Source organism: Rhizobium sp. J15 (assembly GCF_002531825.1).
Lineage (GTDB): Bacteria > Pseudomonadota > Alphaproteobacteria > Rhizobiales > Rhizobiaceae > Rhizobium.
The window spans coordinates 1-18,118 of the sequence record NZ_NWSX01000075.1 but is presented as its reverse complement, the minus strand read 5'-3'; the positions used below and the strand labels follow the sequence as shown (position 1 = coordinate 18,118).

The following is an 18,118-nucleotide window of genomic DNA, read 5'->3' as shown; positions in this document are numbered from 1 at the left end:
TGCGGCTTGTTGCGCTCAAACTTACTCTTTGCCATTTTCGGCTCTCCGTTTTGTTAGCCCTCGAGGGGATCTAATTCTTGTTATCGGTCAATTGGTATTCCGGTCACTTCTGACCGGAATACTTTGCCTGGATTTCAGTTGCGACGTTCGACGGAACCGGCGCGTAGTGATCGAAGGTCATCGTGTACTGAGCACGGCCCTGCGACATGGAGCGCAGGTTATCGACGTACTTGAACATGTTCGCCAGCGGGACGTTGGCGCTGATGACGATCGCGATGCCGCGCTGTTCCTGACCCTGGATCTGACCACGGCGGGAGTTGAGGTCGCCGATGACGTCGCCGACGTAATCTTCCGGGGTGACGACTTCGACCTTCATCATCGGCTCGAGGAGCTGAGCGCCGGCCTTCTTCGCTGCTTCACGGAAGCAGGCACGGGAAGCGATTTCGAACGCCAGAACAGACGAGTCGACGTCGTGGAAGGCGCCATCGATGAGCGTCGCCTTGACGCCGAGCATCGGGAAGCCAGCCAGCGGACCGGAGGACAGAACGCTTTCGATACCCTTCTGAACGCCCGGGATGTATTCCTTCGGAACAGCACCACCGACGATCTTGGATTCGAACTTGAAGTCTTCGCCTTCCGGGTTCGGTTCGAAGACGATCTTGACGCGGGCGAACTGGCCAGTACCACCGGTCTGCTTCTTGTGCGTGTAATCTTCTTCGGTCATACGCGTGATGGTTTCGCGGTAAGCAACCTGCGGCGCACCGACGTTTGCTTCGACCTTGAACTCGCGGCGCATGCGGTCGACGATGATGTCGAGGTGCAGTTCGCCCATGCCTGCGATGATCGTCTGACCGGATTCCTGATCCGTCTTCACGCGGAAGGACGGGTCTTCGGCTGCGAGGCGATTGAGCGCGAGGCCCATCTTTTCCTGGTCGCCCTTGGACTTCGGCTCGATGGCGATCTGAATGACCGGCTCGGGGAATTCCATTCGCTCGAGGATAACCGGCTTCAGCGGATCGCAGAGCGTATCGCCGGTGGTGGTTTCCTTGAGGCCGGCGAGAGCAACGATGTCGCCGGCGAAGGCTTCTTCGATGTCTTCACGCGAGTTGGAGTGCATCTGCAGCATGCGGCCGACGCGCTCGCGCTTGTCCTTGACCGTGTTCAGAACCGACGAACCCTTTTCGAGCTTGCCGGAGTAGATGCGTGCGAAGGTGAGCGAACCGACGAAGGGGTCGTTCATGATCTTGAACGCCAGCATCGAAAGCGGCTCGGCGTCGTCTGCATGACGCTCGATGTCGGCTTCGGTCTTGAAGTCGATGCCCTTGATCGCCGGAATGTCGAGCGGCGACGGCAGATAGTCGACAACGGCGTCGAGCAGCGGCTGAACGCCCTTGTTCTTGAACGCGGTGCCGCAGAACATCGGGTGGAACTTGACGTCGATCGTACCGCGGCGAACGAGCTCACGGATCTTGTCGTTGTCGGGCATGTTGCCTTCGAGGTAGGCTTCCATCGCAGCTTCGTCGATCTCGACAACCGTCTCGATCAGCTTTTCGCGATATTCTTCAGCCTTGGCCTTCAGGTCTTCCGGGATTTCGACGACGTCCCACTGGGCGCCGAGCGATTCGTCGCGCCAGATCAGAGCGTTCATCTCGACGAGGTCGATAACGCCCTTGAAATCGCTTTCGGCGCCGATCGGCAGCTGCATGACAACGGCAGTCGCGCCGAGACGGGTTTTGATCATCTCGACGGAGCGGTAGAAGTCCGCACCGGTCTTGTCCATCTTGTTGCAGAAGATCATGCGCGGAACATTATACTTCTCAGCCTGACGCCAGACGGTTTCCGTCTGCGGCTCTACGCCAGCGTTGGCGTCGAGAAGAGCAATCGCACCATCGAGAACGCGCAGTGAACGCTCGACTTCGATGGTGAAGTCGACGTGGCCGGGAGTGTCGATGATGTTGAAGCGGCGCATCTTGCCGTCACGGCCCTTCCAGAAGGTCGTGGTGGCGGCAGACGTGATCGTGATGCCACGCTCCTGCTCCTGCTCCATCCAGTCCATGGTGGCTGCGCCGTCGTGGACTTCGCCGATCTTGTGCGACTTGCCGGTGTAGTAAAGGATACGCTCGGTGGTCGTGGTCTTGCCGGCGTCGATATGCGCCATGATACCGAAATTGCGGTAATCTTCGATCTTATATTCGCGAGCCATTGTGGACTGCCTTTCGATACCGTTCGGAATTACCAGCGATAGTGCGAGAACGCGCGGTTGGCATCAGCCATCTTATGCGTGTCTTCGCGCTTCTTGACGGCGGAGCCGCGGTTGTTGGACGCATCAAGCAGTTCGCCGGACAGACGGTCGATCATGGTCGTTTCATTGCGCTTGCGGGCGGCGGCAATCAGCCAGCGGATGGCGAGAGCCTGGCGGCGCTCCGGACGGACATCGACCGGAACCTGGTAGGTCGCACCACCGACGCGGCGCGAGCGGACTTCAACGTGCGGGGCGATATTGTCGAGCGCAGAATGGAAAACCGCGAGCGGCTCCTGCTTGGACTTGCCCTGGACGGCGTCGAACGCACCGTAGACGATGTTTTCAGCAACGGACTTCTTGCCATCGAGCATGATGGCATTCATGAACTTGGTGACCACGAGATCGCCGAACTTCGGATCCGGATTGATCTCACGCTTTTCTGCTTTATGACGTCTGGACATACTTTTCGTCTCTTCAACCGTTAAGGCGCTTCATCACGCGGAGGACCTCGCGCAGCGCCGAATTATTCGAAATCCGAATTACTTCGGACGCTTCGCACCGTACTTGGAGCGACGCTGCTTGCGGTTCTTGACACCCTGGGTATCGAGAACGCCGCGGATGATGTGATAACGGACACCCGGAAGGTCCTTGACGCGGCCGCCGCGGATCATGACGACCGAGTGTTCCTGAAGGTTGTGACCTTCGCCGGGGATGTAACCAATGACTTCGAAGCCGTTGGTCAGACGGATCTTTGCGACCTTACGCAGAGCCGAGTTCGGCTTCTTCGGCGTGGTCGTGTAGACGCGCGTGCAAACGCCGCGCTTCTGCGGGTTCTCCTGGAGAGCGGGAACCTTATTACGCTTTACGTTCGCCTGGCGAGGCTTGCGGATCAGCTGGTTTACGGTAGGCATTCAACCATCCCTTACGTTTATCTCAGTACCCTTGCGGGCTTGAACTCGCCGTCTCCGGCAATGACGCATGTTTTACGCCCAATGCGCAAAATATGGCCCGATCCGCTTCCGCAGATGGACCACAAGGAGCAGAGGACGCATAAAATGATGCGTCATGCGTGCAGCATCATGACTTCAACGTGCGTTTAGAACCTTGTTTGAGGTGAACTTCAGGGCGCGTCGCTCCGAATAGCCAAGCCTCACATGGGATCTGATGGCCGGGGTACTACTGGTTTCCACCCGCCCCGTCAAGGCCGGTTAGGAAATAAACTTGGCCGCATCACCTTGATATGCGGGCAGAACGCCCTGTTTTCACCCTTCTAGACGCATTCAGTGGCGTGCGCCAAGATAAAACCTTGGGCCTTGCAGCAAAAGCAGTTAAGGAATCAGCAATTGCGGCGTTAGGTCCTCTCAGCGGATTCGACAAAGCGAATCTCAGAACCGAAGGACAGGCGATGATCACGACACCTGACAACGACAATAATTTTGACGGGCCGATGATCTTCATCATCATTGGCAAAGGCTATGAGTCCGATTCCAGCGATGGCATCGATCTGCACATCCTGCTGAAGGCGCCCGATGACGACACCGCCGTGCGCGAAGCTCTGAACGCCCTTGCCGAAGAAGGCTTCATCGAGGCCGATCTCGACCAGATCGGCATGCTGACCGAAATTCCGGCCGAAGAGCCGCACGCCTCGGCCTATCAGGGCGCCGTCGACGGCGAGGTCGCGATCATCCGGTTCAACTGAGGAGACGCTCGGCGAAGCTGGCCGCAGGCAGGAAACGCCTTCCCTCCCCCAAAATCAATCGAGGAATAGCAAAGCGAAAACCGCCCGGATCGCTCCGGGCGGTTTTTCAATTCGCGGACCTCAGCTGCGGATTATTCCGCAGCCGGGGCGTTTTCGGCCATGTCCTGCAGCATCGGCGTGGCAACCGCTGCCCCGGTGCCCTTGCGGCGCTCCTCGAGGATCAGCTCGTCGCGCGAAGTCGCGATGCGGCGGATCTGTGTCATGGTGCCACCGGTGCCGGCCGGGATAAGACGGCCGACGATGACGTTTTCCTTCAGACCCTGCAGGCCATCGGTCTTGCCGGCAATCGCAGCTTCCGTCAGCACCTTGGTCGTTTCCTGGAAGGACGCGGCCGAGATGAAGGACGGGGTCTGCAGCGACGCCTTGGTGATGCCGAGCAGAACCGGATCGCCATAGGCAGGCTTCTTGCCCTGTTCGATCAGGTGGTCGTTGACGTCCTCGAGCTCGATCCGGTCGACATTGTCGCCGACGATGTAGGTCGAGTCGCCGGCATCGGTGATTTCCACCTTCTGCAGCATCTGACGGACGATCACTTCGATGTGCTTGTCGTTGATGACGACGCCCTGCAGACGATAGACTTCCTGGATTTCGTTGACGAGGTAGGAAGCCAGAGCCTCCACGCCCTTGATCGCCAGGATGTCGTGCGGAGCCGGGTTACCGTCGAGGATGTAGTCACCCTTTTCGATGTAGTCGCCGTCCTGAAGGTGGAAGGGCTTGCCCTTCGGGATCAGGTATTCGACAGGCTCGACACCGTCTTCCGCCGGCTCGATGATGACGCGACGCTTGTTCTTGTAGTCGCGGCCGAGGCGGATCGTACCATCGATCTCTGCGATGATGGCGTGATCCTTCGGACGGCGTGCTTCGAACAGTTCGGCAACGCGCGGCAGACCGCCGGTGATGTCCTTGGTCTTGGCGCTTTCCAGCGGCGAACGAGCGAGAACGTCACCCTGGGAGACCTTCGTGCCCGGCTCGACCGACAGAATGGCATCGACCGAGAGCATGAAGCGGGCGTCACCGCCACGCGACAGCTTGGCGACATTCCCGCTGGCGTCCTTGATGACGATCGCCGGCTTGAGGTCCGAACCGCGCGGGGTCGAACGCCAGTCGATGACCTGACGCTTGGTGATGCCGGTCGATTCGTCGGTCGCTTCGAGAACGGAGAGACCGTCGACGAGGTCTTCGAACTGAACGGTACCGGCCACTTCCGTCATCATCGGACGGGTGTAAGGATCCCACTCCGCCAGACGCTGACCGCGCTTGACCTTGTCGCCTTCATCCACGTGCAGCTTCGAACCGTAGGCGACGCGCTGCGAAGAGCGCTCCACGCCACGCTCGTCCAGGATCTGGACGGTCATGTTGCGGCCCATGGCAACGAGGCTGCCTTCCGAGTTGCGCAGCACGTTGCGGTTCTTGATCTGCACCGTACCTTCGTACGAGGCTTCCAGGAACGACTGGTCGACCACGGTTGCCGTACCGCCAAGGTGGAAGGTACGCATGGTGAGCTGGGTTCCCGGCTCGCCGATCGACTGAGCGGCGATGACGCCGACGGCTTCACCCATGTTGACAGGCGTACCGCGCGCAAGGTCGCGACCGTAGCAGACCGAGCAGACGCCGGTCTGGATTTCGCAGGTCAGCGCCGAGCGGATGCGGATCGACTGGATACCGGCCTTCTCGATCTCGATGACATCAGGCTCGAGGATCATCTTGCCGGCATCGACGATACGCTCGCCCGTCACCGGATGATCGATGTCGTCGAGCGCCGTGCGGCCGAGGATACGGGCGCCGAGCGAGGCGACGACCTGGCCGGCATCGACGATAGCCGTCATGGTCAGGCCGGTCTCGGTACCGCAATCGACGTGCGTGACGATGCAATCCTGCGCGACGTCGACGAGACGGCGGGTCAGGTAGCCGGAGTTGGCGGTCTTGAGCGCCGTGTCTGCGAGACCCTTACGGGCGCCGTGCGTCGAGTTGAAGTACTCGTTGACGGTCAGACCTTCCTTGAAGTTCGAGATGATCGGCGTCTCGATGATTTCACCCGACGGCTTGGCCATGAGGCCGCGCATGCCGCCCAGCTGGCGCATCTGGTTCGGAGAACCGCGGGCGCCGGAATGGCTCATCATGTAGATCGAGTTCATCGGCTTCTGACGGCCGGTGTTTTCGTCGAATTCGACCGCCTTAATGCGGGCCATCATCTCTTCGGCGACCTTTTCGGTCGCCTTGCCCCAGGCGTCGACAACCTTGTTGTACTTTTCGCCCTGGGTGATGAGGCCGTCATTGTACTGCTGCTCGTATTCCTTCACCAGGTTTTCGGTGTCGGCAACGATCTTCGCCTTGGTGGCCGGGATGACCATGTCGTCCTTGCCGAACGAAATGCCGGCGCGGCAGGCATGGGCGAAGCCGAGCTGCATGATGCGGTCGCAGAAGATGACCGTGTCCTTCTGGCCGCAATGACGGTAGACCGTGTCGATCATCTTGGAGATGTTCTTCTTGGTCATTTCCTGGTTGCAGATATCGAAGGGCACTTTGCCGTTCTTCGGCAGCAGTTCGCCGATGAGCAGACGGCCAGGCGTCGTCTCGTAGATCTTCGAGTAGGGCTTGCCATCCTCGTCGACCGACTTGAAACGGCCGCGGATCTTGGTGTGCAGCGTCACGACCTTGCTTTCAAGAGCGTGATGCAGCTCGCCGAGATCGGAGAAGGCCATGCCTTCGCCCGGCTCGTTCTGGTTCATGATCGACAGGTAGTAGAGGCCGAGAACCATGTCCTGCGAGGGAACGATGATCGGCGCGCCGTTCGCCGGGTGCAGGATGTTGTTGGTCGACATCATCAGCACGCGGGCTTCGAGCTGGGCTTCGAGCGACAGCGGCACGTGAACGGCCATCTGGTCACCGTCGAAGTCGGCGTTGAAGGCCGTGCAGACGAGCGGATGCAGCTGGATGGCCTTGCCTTCGACCAGGGTGGGTTCGAAGGCCTGGATGCCCAGGCGGTGCAGCGTCGGTGCGCGGTTCAGGAGAACCGGATGCTCGCGGATGACCTCGTCGAGGATATCCCAAACCTCAGGCTTTTCCTTTTCGACCAGCTTCTTGGCCTGCTTGACGGTCGAGGAGTAACCCTTGGCGTCGAGACGGGCGTAGATGAACGGCTTGAAGAGCTCGAGCGCCATCTTCTTCGGCAGGCCGCACTGATGCAGCTTCAGTTCCGGACCGGTGACGATGACCGAACGGCCGGAATAGTCGACGCGCTTGCCGAGCAGGTTCTGGCGGAAGCGGCCCTGCTTGCCCTTCAGCATATCGGACAGCGACTTCAGCGGACGCTTGTTGGCGCCGGTGATGACGCGGCCGCGGCGGCCGTTGTCGAACAGCGCATCGACAGATTCCTGCAGCATGCGCTTTTCGTTGCGGATGATGATGCCGGGCGCACGCAGTTCGATGAGGCGCTTCAGACGGTTGTTACGGTTGATGACGCGGCGGTAGAGATCGTTGAGATCCGACGTCGCAAAACGGCCACCATCGAGCGGAACCAGCGGGCGCAGATCCGGCGGGATGACCGGAACGACCTTCATGATCATCCATTCCGGACGGTTGCCGGACTCCATGAAGTTCTCGACGATCTTCAGGCGCTTCATCAGCTTCTTCTGCTTGAGATCCGACGTCGTGTCGGCAAGCTCGGAGCGCAGATCGCCAGCGATCTTTTCGAGGTTCATCGATGCCAGCATCTCGTAGATGGCTTCTGCACCGATCATGGCCGTGAACTGGTCTTCACCATATTCGTCGACGGCGAGCATGTACTCTTCTTCCGAGAGAAGCTGGTGCTCCTTCAGAGCGGTGAGGCCCGGCTCGGTAACGATGTAATTTTCGAAGTAGAGAACGCGCTCGACATCCTTCAGCGTCATGTCGAGCAGCGTGGAGATACGGCTCGGCAGCGACTTCAGGAACCAGATATGGGCAACCGGCGCGGCGAGCTCGATATGGCCCATGCGCTCACGGCGAACGCGCGACAGCGTGACTTCGACGCCGCACTTTTCGCAGATGATGCCCTTGTACTTCATGCGCTTGTACTTGCCGCACAGGCATTCGTAGTCCTTGATCGGCCCGAAGATGCGCGCACAGAACAGACCGTCGCGTTCAGGCTTGAACGTACGGTAGTTGATGGTTTCCGGCTTCTTGATCTCACCGTAGGACCAGGAGAGGATCTTCTCCGGAGACGCGATCGAAATCCGAATGGAATCGAAATTCTGTGCAGGCACCTGCGGATTGAAAAGATTCATGACCTCTTGGTTCATGCCTGTCTCCTTCATGGGCGAAAGCGCCCTTAGCTTGCGAGGTTGGCGGCAAATCCCGGGAGCCGCGCCACCGCATAAAACGACGATAACCGCAGAATGCGGCAAAAGCGTCCCTGCCCGGCCGACACGTTACGGGGCCTTGGCGGGAACGGTGTGCGCCCTTTTAAGAGCGCACACCCTATCAAGTGGTTACTCGGCAGCGTCCGGCAGCTGGCTTGCAGCCTGCAGGTCGTCAACCTTGGAGTTCTCCAGCTCGACTGAAAGACCCAGCGAGCGCATTTCCTTGACGAGAACGTTGAAGCTTTCCGGAATACCGGCCTCGAACGTGTCGTCTCCGCGGACGATGGCTTCGTAGACCTTGGTGCGGCCGGCGACATCGTCCGACTTCACCGTCAGCATTTCCTGCAGCGTATAGGCGGCGCCATAGGCTTCGAGTGCCCAGACTTCCATTTCGCCGAAGCGCTGACCGCCGAACTGCGCCTTGCCGCCCAGCGGCTGCTGGGTCACGAGCGAGTAAGGACCGATCGAACGGGCGTGGATCTTGTCGTCGACCAGGTGGTTGAGCTTCAGCATGTAGATGTAGCCCACGGTCACCTGGCGGTCGAACTGCTCGCCGGTACGGCCGTCATAGAGCGTCGACTGGCCGGTGTCCTTGAGACCCGCCAGACGCAGCATGTCGTTGACGTCGCCTTCGTTCGCGCCGTCGAAAACAGGCGTCGCAATCGAAACGCCGCGCTTCCACTGGTCTGCGAGACGCAGAACCGAGTCATCGTCGAAGTCCTGGACCTGTTCGGCCTTGGGACCGTCCCCGACGACATCGCCGATGGTCTTGCGCAGCGGCTCGATGTTGCCATTCGCCTTGTATGCTTCGATCAACTCGCCGATCTGGCGACCCATGCCGGCGCAAGCCCAGCCCAGGTGCGTTTCCAGGATCTGGCCGACGTTCATGCGCGAAGGCACGCCGAGCGGGTTCAGAACGACGTCGACATGCGTGCCGTCTTCGAGGAACGGCATGTCCTCGACAGGCACAATGCGCGAGACCACGCCCTTGTTCCCGTGACGGCCGGCCATCTTGTCGCCCGGCTGGATCTTGCGCTTCACGGCGACGAAGACCTTGACCATCTTCATGACGCCCGGAGGCATTTCATCGCCGCGCTGGACCTTTTCGACCTTGTCCATGAAGCGCTGTTCAAGGCGCGACTTGGATTCGTCGTACTGGCCGCGGAGCGCTTCGAGTTCGCTCTGGACCTTCTCGTCCTCGACGGCGAACATCCACCACTGCGAGCGGGGATATTCGGAGACGATGGCGTTCGACAGCTCGGTGCCCTTCTTGAAGCCCTTCGGGCCGGCGATGGAGACCTGGCCGCGCAGCATGTCAATCAGACGGCCGTAGACGTTACGGTCGAGGATCGCCTGCTCGTCGTCGCGGTCCTTGGCGAGACGCTCGATCTCTTCGCGCTCGATCGCCATCGCGCGCTCGTCCTTTTCAACGCCGTGGCGGTTGAAGACGCGCACTTCGACGATCGTGCCGTAGGTGCCGGGCGGCATGCGCATGGAGGTATCGCGCACGTCGGAGGCCTTTTCGCCGAAGATGGCGCGCAGAAGCTTTTCTTCCGGCGTCATCGGGCTTTCGCCCTTCGGCGTGATCTTGCCGACGAGGATATCACCCGGCTGAACTTCGGCGCCGATGTAGACGATGCCGGCTTCGTCGAGGTTCTTCAGCGCTTCTTCCGAAACGTTCGGAATATCGCGGGTGATTTCCTCGGGGCCAAGCTTGGTGTCGCGCGCCATCACTTCGAATTCTTCGATGTGGATGGAGGTGAACACGTCGTCAGCAACGATACGCTCGGAGAGCAGGATCGAGTCTTCGTAGTTGTAGCCGTTCCAGGGCATGAACGCGACGAGCGCGTTGCGGCCGAGCGCCAGATCGCCGAGATCGGTCGACGGGCCGTCGGCGAGAATGTCGCCGCGGTTGACGACGTCACCGACGGTGACCAGCGGACGCTGGTTGACGCAGGTGTTCTGGTTCGAACGCTGGAACTTCTGCAGGCGGTAGATATCGACGCCGGACTTGCCGGCTTCGAGGTCTTCCGTGGCGCGGATAACGATACGCGTCGCGTCGACCTGGTCGACCACGCCGCCGCGCCGCGCGCCGATGGCGGCACCGGAGTCACGGGCGACGACCGGCTCCATGCCGGTGCCGACGAACGGGGCTTCGGCGCGCAGCAGAGGCACAGCCTGACGCTGCATGTTCGAGCCCATGAGCGCGCGGTTGGCGTCGTCGTTTTCCAGGAACGGGATGAGCGCGGCTGCGACCGAAACGACCTGCTTCGGCGAAACGTCCATCAGGTTCATGCTGTCGCGGGGCGCGAGCATAACTTCGCCGGCATGACGGCAGACGACGAATTCATCGACGAAGGAACCGTCGGGATTCATCTCTGCGTTGGCCTGAGCGACGTAATACTTCGCCTCTTCCATGGCGGAGAGGTAGAGCACGTCGTTCGTCACCTTGCCGTCGACGATGCGGCGATACGGGCTTTCGATGAAGCCGTATTTGTTGACGCGGGCAAAGGTCGCAAGCGAGTTGATGAGACCGATGTTCGGGCCTTCCGGCGTTTCGATCGGGCAGATGCGGCCGTAATGGGTCGGATGCACGTCGCGGACTTCGAAGCCGGCGCGCTCGCGGGTCAGACCGCCCGGGCCAAGAGCCGAAAGACGGCGCTTGTGGGTGATTTCCGAGAGCGGGTTGACCTGGTCCATGAACTGCGAGAGCTGCGAGGAGCCGAAGAATTCGCGCACGGCTGCGGCAGCCGGCTTGGCGTTGATCAGATCCTGCGGCATGACCGTATCGATCTCGATCGAGGACATGCGTTCCTTGATCGCGCGCTCCATGCGCAGCAGGCCGAGACGGTACTGGTTCTCCATCAGCTCGCCGACCGAGCGGACGCGGCGGTTGCCGAGGTTGTCGATGTCGTCGATCTCGCCCTTGCCGTCGCGCAGTTCGACCAGCATCTTGACCACGGCCAGGATGTCGTCCTTGCGCAGGATGCGGACGGTGTCTTCGACGGTGAGGTCGAGGCGCATGTTCATCTTGACGCGGCCGACGGCGGAGAGGTCGTAACGCTCCGCATCGAAGAACAGCGAGTTGAACATGGCTTCGGCCGATTCCATGGTCGGCGGTTCGCCCGGACGCATGACGCGGTAGATATCGAACAGAGCGTCCTGACGGTTCTCGTTCTTGTCTGCCGAAAGCGTGTTGCGGATATAGGCGCCGACATTGATGTGGTCGATGCCGAGAACCGGGATTTCGTCGAAACCGTTCGACAGGATGATGCCAAGCGTCTTCTCGTCGATCTCGTCGCCGGCTTCGAGATAGATCTCACCCGTCGAGTAGTTGACGATGTCTTCGGCGAGGTAGTTGCCGTAGAGGTCATCGTCGCCGGCCTTCAGCGCCTTCAGGCCCTTTTCGGAAAGCTGGCGCAGCAGGCGCGGGGTCAGCTTCTTGCCGGCTTCCACGACGACTTCGCCGGTATCGGCGTCGACCATCTCGGTGATCGCCTTGGCGCCCTTCAGCGTTTCCGGCTTGAAGGGAATGCGCCAGCCTTCGCCGTCGCGCTTGTAGAGCGACTTCGTGTAGAAGGTGTCGAGGATTTCCTCGCCGTCCATGCCGAGCGCCATCAGCAGCGACGTCACCGGAATCTTGCGGCGGCGGTCGATACGGGCGTAGACGATGTCCTTGGCGTCGAATTCGATATCGAGCCAGGAGCCGCGATAGGGAATGACGCGGGCAGCAAAGAGCAGCTTGCCGGAAGAATGGCTCTTGCCCTTGTCATGGTCGAAGAAGACGCCCGGCGAACGGTGCATCTGCGAGACGATGACGCGCTCGGTGCCGTTGACGATGAACGTGCCGTTGTTGGTCATGAGCGGCATGTCGCCCATGTAGACGGACTGCTCCTTGATGTCCTTGATCGACTTCGCGCCGGTATCCTCGTCGATATCGAACACGATGAGGCGCAGCGTCACCTTCAGCGGCGCGGCATAGGTCAGGTCGCGCTGGCGGCATTCGTCAACGTCGAATTTCGGCGGCTCGAACTCATAGGATACGAATTCCAGCATCGAGGCGCCGGAGAAATCGGTGATCGGGAAAACCGACTTGAAGACGGCCTGAAGACCCTCGTCGGGCCGGCCGCCCTTCGGCTCTTCCACCATCAGAAACTGGTCGTAGGACGCCTTCTGAACCTCGATGAGGTTCGGCATTTCCGCGACTTCGGGGATCTTACCAAAAAACTTGCGTACGCGCCTGCGACCGTTGAACGAAAGGGTCTGAGCCATCGTCGCTCCTTCAAAATCTTGCACCCGGGCCTGCAACGGACGGGAACCGATGGCCAGTCGATCCCGTCAATCAATGGGTAGTTCAATCTCGTCCGACTACCGGAACGCTCAGCTCGGATTGCTGTGCTGCCCTCGGTGCGAGACTATCCTTTTGAAGAACCCATTACCCAAAAGCCGTTTTGACGCGGCTTTTGGGTAATTCGTTCAGAAAAACGGCAAATGGGAGGCAGCAAATGCCACCTCCCAAAAGCAGTTCAAGCTTACTTGACGTCGGCCTTGGCGCCAGCGTCTTCGAGCTTCTTCTTGATGTCAGCGGCTTCAGCCTTGGAAACGCCTTCCTTGACAGCCTTCGGAGCGCCTTCGACGAGGTCCTTGGCTTCCTTCAGGCCGAGACCGGTGATGGCGCGGACTTCCTTGATGACGTTGATCTTGTTTGCGCCGGCATCCGTGAGGATGACGTCGAACTCGGTCTTTTCTTCTTCAGCCGGAGCAGCTGCGCCGCCTGCACCACCAGCAACGGCAGCGACAGCTACCGGAGCAGCGGCGGAAACGCCCCACTTTTCTTCGAGCAGCTTGGAAAGCTCAGCAGCTTCCAGGACGGTCAGAGAGGAGAGGTCTTCAACGATCTTTGCGAGATCAGCCATTTTCTAGTTCCTTTTGTTCGGTTCGAACTGTTGAGTATGTACAGCGAAAAACCGCCTTAAGCGGCTTCGTCCTTCTTGGCGTAGGCCGAGAACACGCGAGCAAGCTGACTTGCCGGTGCTGCAACAACGCCTGCGATGCGGGTAGCCGGAGTCTGGATCATGCCCAGCAGCTTCGCACGCAGTTCGTCCAGCGAAGGCAGGGTCGCAAGCGACTTGACACCTTCGGCGTTCAGCGTTGTCGTGCCCATGGCGCCGCCGAGAACCACGATCTTGTCGTTGGTCTTGGCGAAATCCATGACGACCTTCGGAGCGGTGATCGGATCATTGCTGTAAGCAATGAGCGTCTGACCCTTGAAGAGATCGGAGATCCCTTCCGCTTCCGTACCCTGAAGGGCAATTTTGGCCAGGCGGTTCTTCGCGACTTTGACGGTGCCGCCAGCAGCGCGCATCTTCGAACGAAAATCGTTCATCTGTGCGACTGTAGCACCAGCATAGTGGGCCACGACAACCGAGCCCGATGCCTTGAAGACATCGTTCAGTTCCGTGACGAATTCGCGCTTTTCCGCTCTTTCCACTGCCTATCTCCAGTTGGCGGGACCGTTTGAACGGACCCACCGGGTTGCCTTTTGCCTCCCGGGATCAAAAGAGATCCCAAGCGACGCTTGAGGATCCTGTCCCCTCGCGCTCCGCGCCACTTAAGGCAAGGAAGGCACAAGGCATCCAAGGCTCGAACCGATTTCCTAGAAGCAGAACTTCATGCAATTCGGGTCTTACCCGTCTCATGCAGGCAAAGTGATTAAGGGAAAACCACCTGCAATCTCGGACAGGATTCCGGATTTCTCCGGAATATCCCGGCCCCTTGCGAGGCCGGAATTCTTGCTATCGGACCGAGGCCCGATGAAACTTAAGCAGCCGTAACCGCTGCCGTGACCGAGCCGACTTCGATCTTGACGCCCGGACCCATGGTCGAGGAGATCGCGACGCGCTTGACGTAGTTGCCCTTGGCGCCAGCCGGCTTTGCCTTGATGACGGCGTCGGCGAAGGCGCGGATGTTTTCTTCCAGGGCCTTAGCATCGAAGGAGGCCTTGCCGATGCCGGCATGGACGATGCCAGCCTTTTCGACGCGGAACTCGACGGCGCCTCCCTTGGAAGCCTTGACGGCTCCGGCGACATCCATGGTGACGGTGCCGACCTTCGGGTTCGGCATCATGCCGCGCGGGCCGAGAACCTTACCGAGACGGCCGACGAGCGGCATCATGTCGGGGGTGGCGATGCAGCGATCGAATTCGATCTTGCCGCCCTGGACGATTTCGACGAGGTCTTCGGCGCCGACGACGTCAGCACCGGCGGCCTTGGCTTCGTCAGCCTTGGCGCCACGAGCGAAGACAGCGACGCGGACCGTACGGCCGGTGCCGTTCGGCAGGTTGACGACGCCGCGAACCATCTGGTCCGCATGACGCGGGTCAACACCGAGGTTCATCGAAACTTCGATGGTTTCGTCGAACTTGGCGACAGCCCGTTCCTTGACCATGCCAATGGCGGTCGTCAGAGCGTAGAGCTTGGTCGGATCAACACCTTCGTTGATCTTCTGAGTGCGCTTGCCTGCCATGGTCTTAACCCACCACTTCCAGGCCCATGGCGCGGGCAGAGCCCTCGATCATCGCCATTGCACCTTCGATATCTGCTGCGTTCAGGTCCTTCATCTTGGCTTCGGCGATCGTCTTGATCTGAGCCTTGGTGAGGGTACCGGCCTTTGCGCCCTTGCCCGGGGTCTTGGAACCGGACGTGATCTTCGCTTCCTTCTTCAGCCAGTAGCTGACCGGCGGCTGCTTCATAGCGAAGGTGAAGGACTTGTCCTGGTAATAGGTGATGACGACCGGAATCGGCATACCCTTTTCCATTTCCTGCGTGGCGGCATTGAACGCCTTGCAGAATTCCATGATGTTAATGCCACGCTGACCAAGCGCCGGGCCGATCGGCGGGGACGGGTTCGCCGATCCTGCCTTAACCTGAAGCTTGAGCTGGCCTGCAACTTTCTTAGCCATATCTCTCTGCCTTTCATGAACGGCCGGTTGCCCGGCCCGTGATGCCGGATCGCTCCGGCGGCTGCGGTTGCGTGGTGCGGATCATTAGGGTCTGGCTAAGACCCCTCACCTTCCACGCGGATGCGGACAAGGTCCGCAGGAAACAGGCCGCAAGGGCCGGCTTCCAATTCTGCAATCAGACCTTCTCGACCTGTGCGTATTCCAGCTCGACCGGCGTTGCGCGGCCGAAGATCGACACCTCTACCTTCAGGCGCGAACGCTCTTCGTCCACATCCTGAACCGTGCCGTTGAACGAAGCGAACGGGCCGTCGGAAACGCGGACCTGCTCGCCGATCTCGAAGGTGATGGACGCCTTCGGCCGCTCGACACCTTCCTGGACCTGGCCGAGAATGCGCTCGGCTTCATAATCCGGAATCGGAACGGGCTTATTGTCGGAGCCGAGGAAACCGGTGACCTTCGGCGTATTCTTGATCAGGTGGTAAGCCTCGTCCGTCAGATTGGCGCGAACAAGGACATAACCGGGGAAAAACTTGCGCTCGCTATCGACCTTGCGGCCGCGACGCACTTCCACCACCTTTTCGGTCGGCACGAGAATCTTCTCGAACAGATGCTCAAGCCCTTTCTGGCGAGCCTTGTTCTCGATGTCTTCAGCCACCTTCTTTTCAAAATTGGAATACGCGTGGACGATGTACCAACGTGCCGCCATTTTTATCTCCACCCGTATCAGTTGCCGATATTCAGCACAAAGCTGAGGGCCCAGCCGATCAGCTGGTCAGCGGCAAAGAAAAACAGCGCGGCGAAAACCACCATCACAAGCACCATCACCGTCGAGATCATCGTCTCGCGGCGCGACGGCCATGTGACCTTGGACGTCTCGGAGCGAACCTGCTGCAGAAACGCAAATGGATTGGATTTGGATGCCATCGACTGCCCACGCAATTACGGCGCGTAAAGCTGAAACTATCAGCCCCACGCACCGCGTGTCTGTTGAACCCTAAATAAACACCGATTTCCGAATACACAAGAGGGAAACCGAAGTTTAACGAAATTAGTTGCCACCGATTATTCCCGCTCCGAAACGCTGCAAGCACGTCCGCGCTGTCCCGTATTCAGGAAAGTGGCAGGGGCAGAGGGGCTCGAACCCCCGACCTGCGGTTTTGGAGACCGCCGCTCTACCAACTGAGCTATACCCCTTCATGCCGATCATCCAGCGCCGAAGCCAAGGCCCGCAAATCGCTGTCGAAAAGCATGGCGACCCTTTAAGACGGCGGCGCGGGATTGGCAAGCACGATTTTCGATTTTCAAAGCCATTCTCCTCATATGCGGGCAAATGGCTTTTCAGTCGCGCGGCCGACGCATGGTCAGACCTTCACGTATTTGCGCCAATCGTGCTCCTCCTTGAAGCCCAGCACTTCGCGAATCTTGCGGTTGGAGAGCAGCCCCTCATATTCGCCGATATCGCGCGTGAAGGGCACGTTCGGGAAGAATCGCTTCGCAAGCTCCTTCGACGGCGTATTGGCCGAGACCGTGTCGTTGGCGGCGTTGAAGACCTGATAGCCGAGCCCGTCCTTTTCGATGCAGAGATGGCAGATCTGGCCGAGGTCGCGCGCGTCGATATAACTCCAGGCGATGCGCTTGCGCATTTCGGGATTGGCGAAATAGGTGGGAAACCGCTCATATTCGTGCGGCTCGATGACGTTGCCGATGCGCAGCGCATAGATGTCGAAGCCGGAGCGTTCGGCAAAGGCGCGCGCCGTCTTTTCGTTGACCACCTTCGAAAGGCCGTAGGAATCCATCGGATTGACGTCATAGTCCTCCTCCAGCGGGAACTGGTGGAAATCGCGATGCCCCTCCGCAAAGCAAACGCCGTAGGTCGTCTCGCTCGAGGCGACGATGATCTTCCGGATGCCGAGCTTCACCGCCGCCTCGATGACGTTGTAGGTGCCCATCGTGTTGATGCGGAAGGTCTCGTTGTCAGGCTTGATCAGGATGCGCGGGATGGCGGCAAAATGCACGACGGCATCGAAGGGCTGAACGCCCCTGCCCGCGTCGAGATCGGGAAAATTGCGATGCATGGAGAGCGCGTTGAAAACCTGACCGCTATCGGTGATGTCTGCGATGAGGTTGGTGACGCCGGGGCTATCCAGCGGCACGAGATCGAGATTGTGAACCTCGTAGCCAGCATTGACGAGCCATGGCACGGTATGGCGACCCGCCTTGCCCGAACCGCCTGTGAACAGGATTCGTTTCTTCATGGAATATCCTCCGCATCATGAAGCCGGAGGCATAGTTAGACGCTTCCGCGCGAAGAGCAAGCGAGCGTCCTGCAAGGGGTTTCACCCCACCTCGCCAGGAGCACCCTGTCTGGGAGCACCTGGTTAATCATTGCCCTATCACCGCAGCCCCCTGCGATGACCTGGTCGTCACTTGACGACGCTTACCTCATTAATCTGCACACCGGCCGACTGAACGACCTCTTGCGGAATTGCAGCGATGAAAAACATCGTGAAAACATACATCGCGAATATCGTCGCAACGAATGTGGCCTTTGGAATCATCCGGGCTCTCCTCTCTACAAGGAGGAGTCTGGACTAAAATGAGCCAATCACAACCGCTTTCTGAACGTGAGATGAACAAAATACTGTGACGGGCGGGTTTAACGATATTTTTACAACACCTGTTAAACGGCCCAGAAGGCATCAAAAAACCCCGCTGTTTCCAGCGGGGTTTTCTGATTGTGGATAACCTAAAAGGTTACTCGACGATCGAAGCGACGATGCCGGCGCCGACGGTGCGGCCGCCTTCGCGGATAGCGA

The 18,118-nt window shown here is 59.6% G+C and carries 14 protein-coding genes and 1 tRNA gene; 1 reads left to right on the top strand and 14 read right to left on the bottom strand.

Translation table 11 applies throughout. The features are described from left to right. Positions 1–103: 103 nt before the first annotated feature. The 3 genes from fusA to rpsL form a co-directional block, all read right to left on the bottom strand. Positions 104–2,203, bottom strand: a complete 2,100-nt coding sequence (gene fusA, locus CO670_RS31515; protein ID WP_097593918.1) for an elongation factor G — start codon at positions 2,201–2,203, stop codon at positions 104–106. 29 nt (positions 2,204–2,232) lie between these two features. Then, positions 2,233–2,703, bottom strand: coding sequence for a 30S ribosomal protein S7 (rpsG, locus tag CO670_RS31510; RefSeq protein ID WP_088685489.1), 471 nt, complete (start codon positions 2,701–2,703; stop codon positions 2,233–2,235). 78 nt (positions 2,704–2,781) lie between these two features. Beyond that, on the bottom strand, positions 2,782–3,153 hold the full coding sequence (gene rpsL / locus CO670_RS31505) for a 30S ribosomal protein S12 (RefSeq protein WP_003547537.1): 372 nt from the start codon (positions 3,151–3,153) through the stop codon (positions 2,782–2,784). Between the two features lie 494 nt (positions 3,154–3,647). Here rpsL and CO670_RS31500 point away from each other — a divergent pair, with 494 nt between their 5' ends. Next, entirely contained in the window at positions 3,648–3,941 is a 294-nt protein-coding gene (locus tag CO670_RS31500; RefSeq protein ID WP_088677319.1) for a transcriptional regulator, read from the top strand. Positions 3,942–4,072: 131 nt separating this feature from the next. Here the strand turns inward: CO670_RS31500 and rpoC are convergent, their stop codons facing one another. The 11 genes from rpoC to CO670_RS33700 form a co-directional block, all read right to left on the bottom strand. After that, positions 4,073–8,281, bottom strand: a complete 4,209-nt coding sequence (rpoC, locus tag CO670_RS31495) for a DNA-directed RNA polymerase subunit beta' (RefSeq protein WP_097593917.1) — start codon at positions 8,279–8,281, stop codon at positions 4,073–4,075. A 189-nt stretch (positions 8,282–8,470) separates the two neighbouring features. Next, entirely contained in the window at positions 8,471–12,613 is a 4,143-nt protein-coding gene (gene rpoB, locus CO670_RS31490) for a DNA-directed RNA polymerase subunit beta (protein WP_097593915.1), read from the bottom strand. A 260-nt stretch (positions 12,614–12,873) separates the two neighbouring features. Beyond that, positions 12,874–13,257 carry a 50S ribosomal protein L7/L12 gene (rplL, locus tag CO670_RS31485; RefSeq protein WP_004669074.1) on the bottom strand — a complete coding sequence of 128 codons (384 nt, stop codon included), beginning with the start codon at positions 13,255–13,257 and terminating at the stop codon, positions 12,874–12,876. A 56-nt stretch (positions 13,258–13,313) separates the two neighbouring features. Continuing rightward, positions 13,314–13,832, bottom strand: coding sequence for a 50S ribosomal protein L10 (gene rplJ / locus CO670_RS31480; protein ID WP_088677316.1), 519 nt, complete (start codon positions 13,830–13,832; stop codon positions 13,314–13,316). 329 nt (positions 13,833–14,161) lie between these two features. Further along, entirely contained in the window at positions 14,162–14,866 is a 705-nt protein-coding gene (gene rplA / locus CO670_RS31475) for a 50S ribosomal protein L1 (RefSeq protein ID WP_097593914.1), read from the bottom strand. A gap of 4 nt (positions 14,867–14,870) precedes the next feature. After that, positions 14,871–15,302: a 50S ribosomal protein L11 gene (gene rplK / locus CO670_RS31470; RefSeq protein WP_009985507.1), complete on the bottom strand. Its 432-nt coding sequence runs from the start codon at positions 15,300–15,302 to the stop codon at positions 14,871–14,873. 175 nt (positions 15,303–15,477) lie between these two features. Then, the gene (gene nusG, locus CO670_RS31465) at positions 15,478–16,008 is read right to left on the bottom strand and encodes a transcription termination/antitermination protein NusG (protein ID WP_004669067.1); all 531 of its coding nucleotides are present in this window, start codon (positions 16,006–16,008) and stop codon (positions 15,478–15,480) included. A 17-nt stretch (positions 16,009–16,025) separates the two neighbouring features. Continuing rightward, positions 16,026–16,226 (bottom strand): preprotein translocase subunit SecE, encoded by a 201-nt coding sequence (secE, locus tag CO670_RS31460; RefSeq protein ID WP_088677314.1) that lies wholly within the window; start codon positions 16,224–16,226, stop codon positions 16,026–16,028. Positions 16,227–16,420: 194 nt separating this feature from the next. Next, positions 16,421–16,496: transfer RNA gene (locus CO670_RS31455), tRNA-Trp, on the bottom strand. A 167-nt stretch (positions 16,497–16,663) separates the two neighbouring features. Then, the gene (locus tag CO670_RS31450) at positions 16,664–17,557 is read right to left on the bottom strand and encodes an NAD(P)-dependent oxidoreductase (protein WP_097593913.1); all 894 of its coding nucleotides are present in this window, start codon (positions 17,555–17,557) and stop codon (positions 16,664–16,666) included. A 168-nt stretch (positions 17,558–17,725) separates the two neighbouring features. Then, positions 17,726–17,860, bottom strand: a complete 135-nt coding sequence (locus CO670_RS33700) for a hypothetical protein (protein WP_257784632.1) — start codon at positions 17,858–17,860, stop codon at positions 17,726–17,728. Positions 17,861–18,118: the final 258 nt, after the last annotated feature.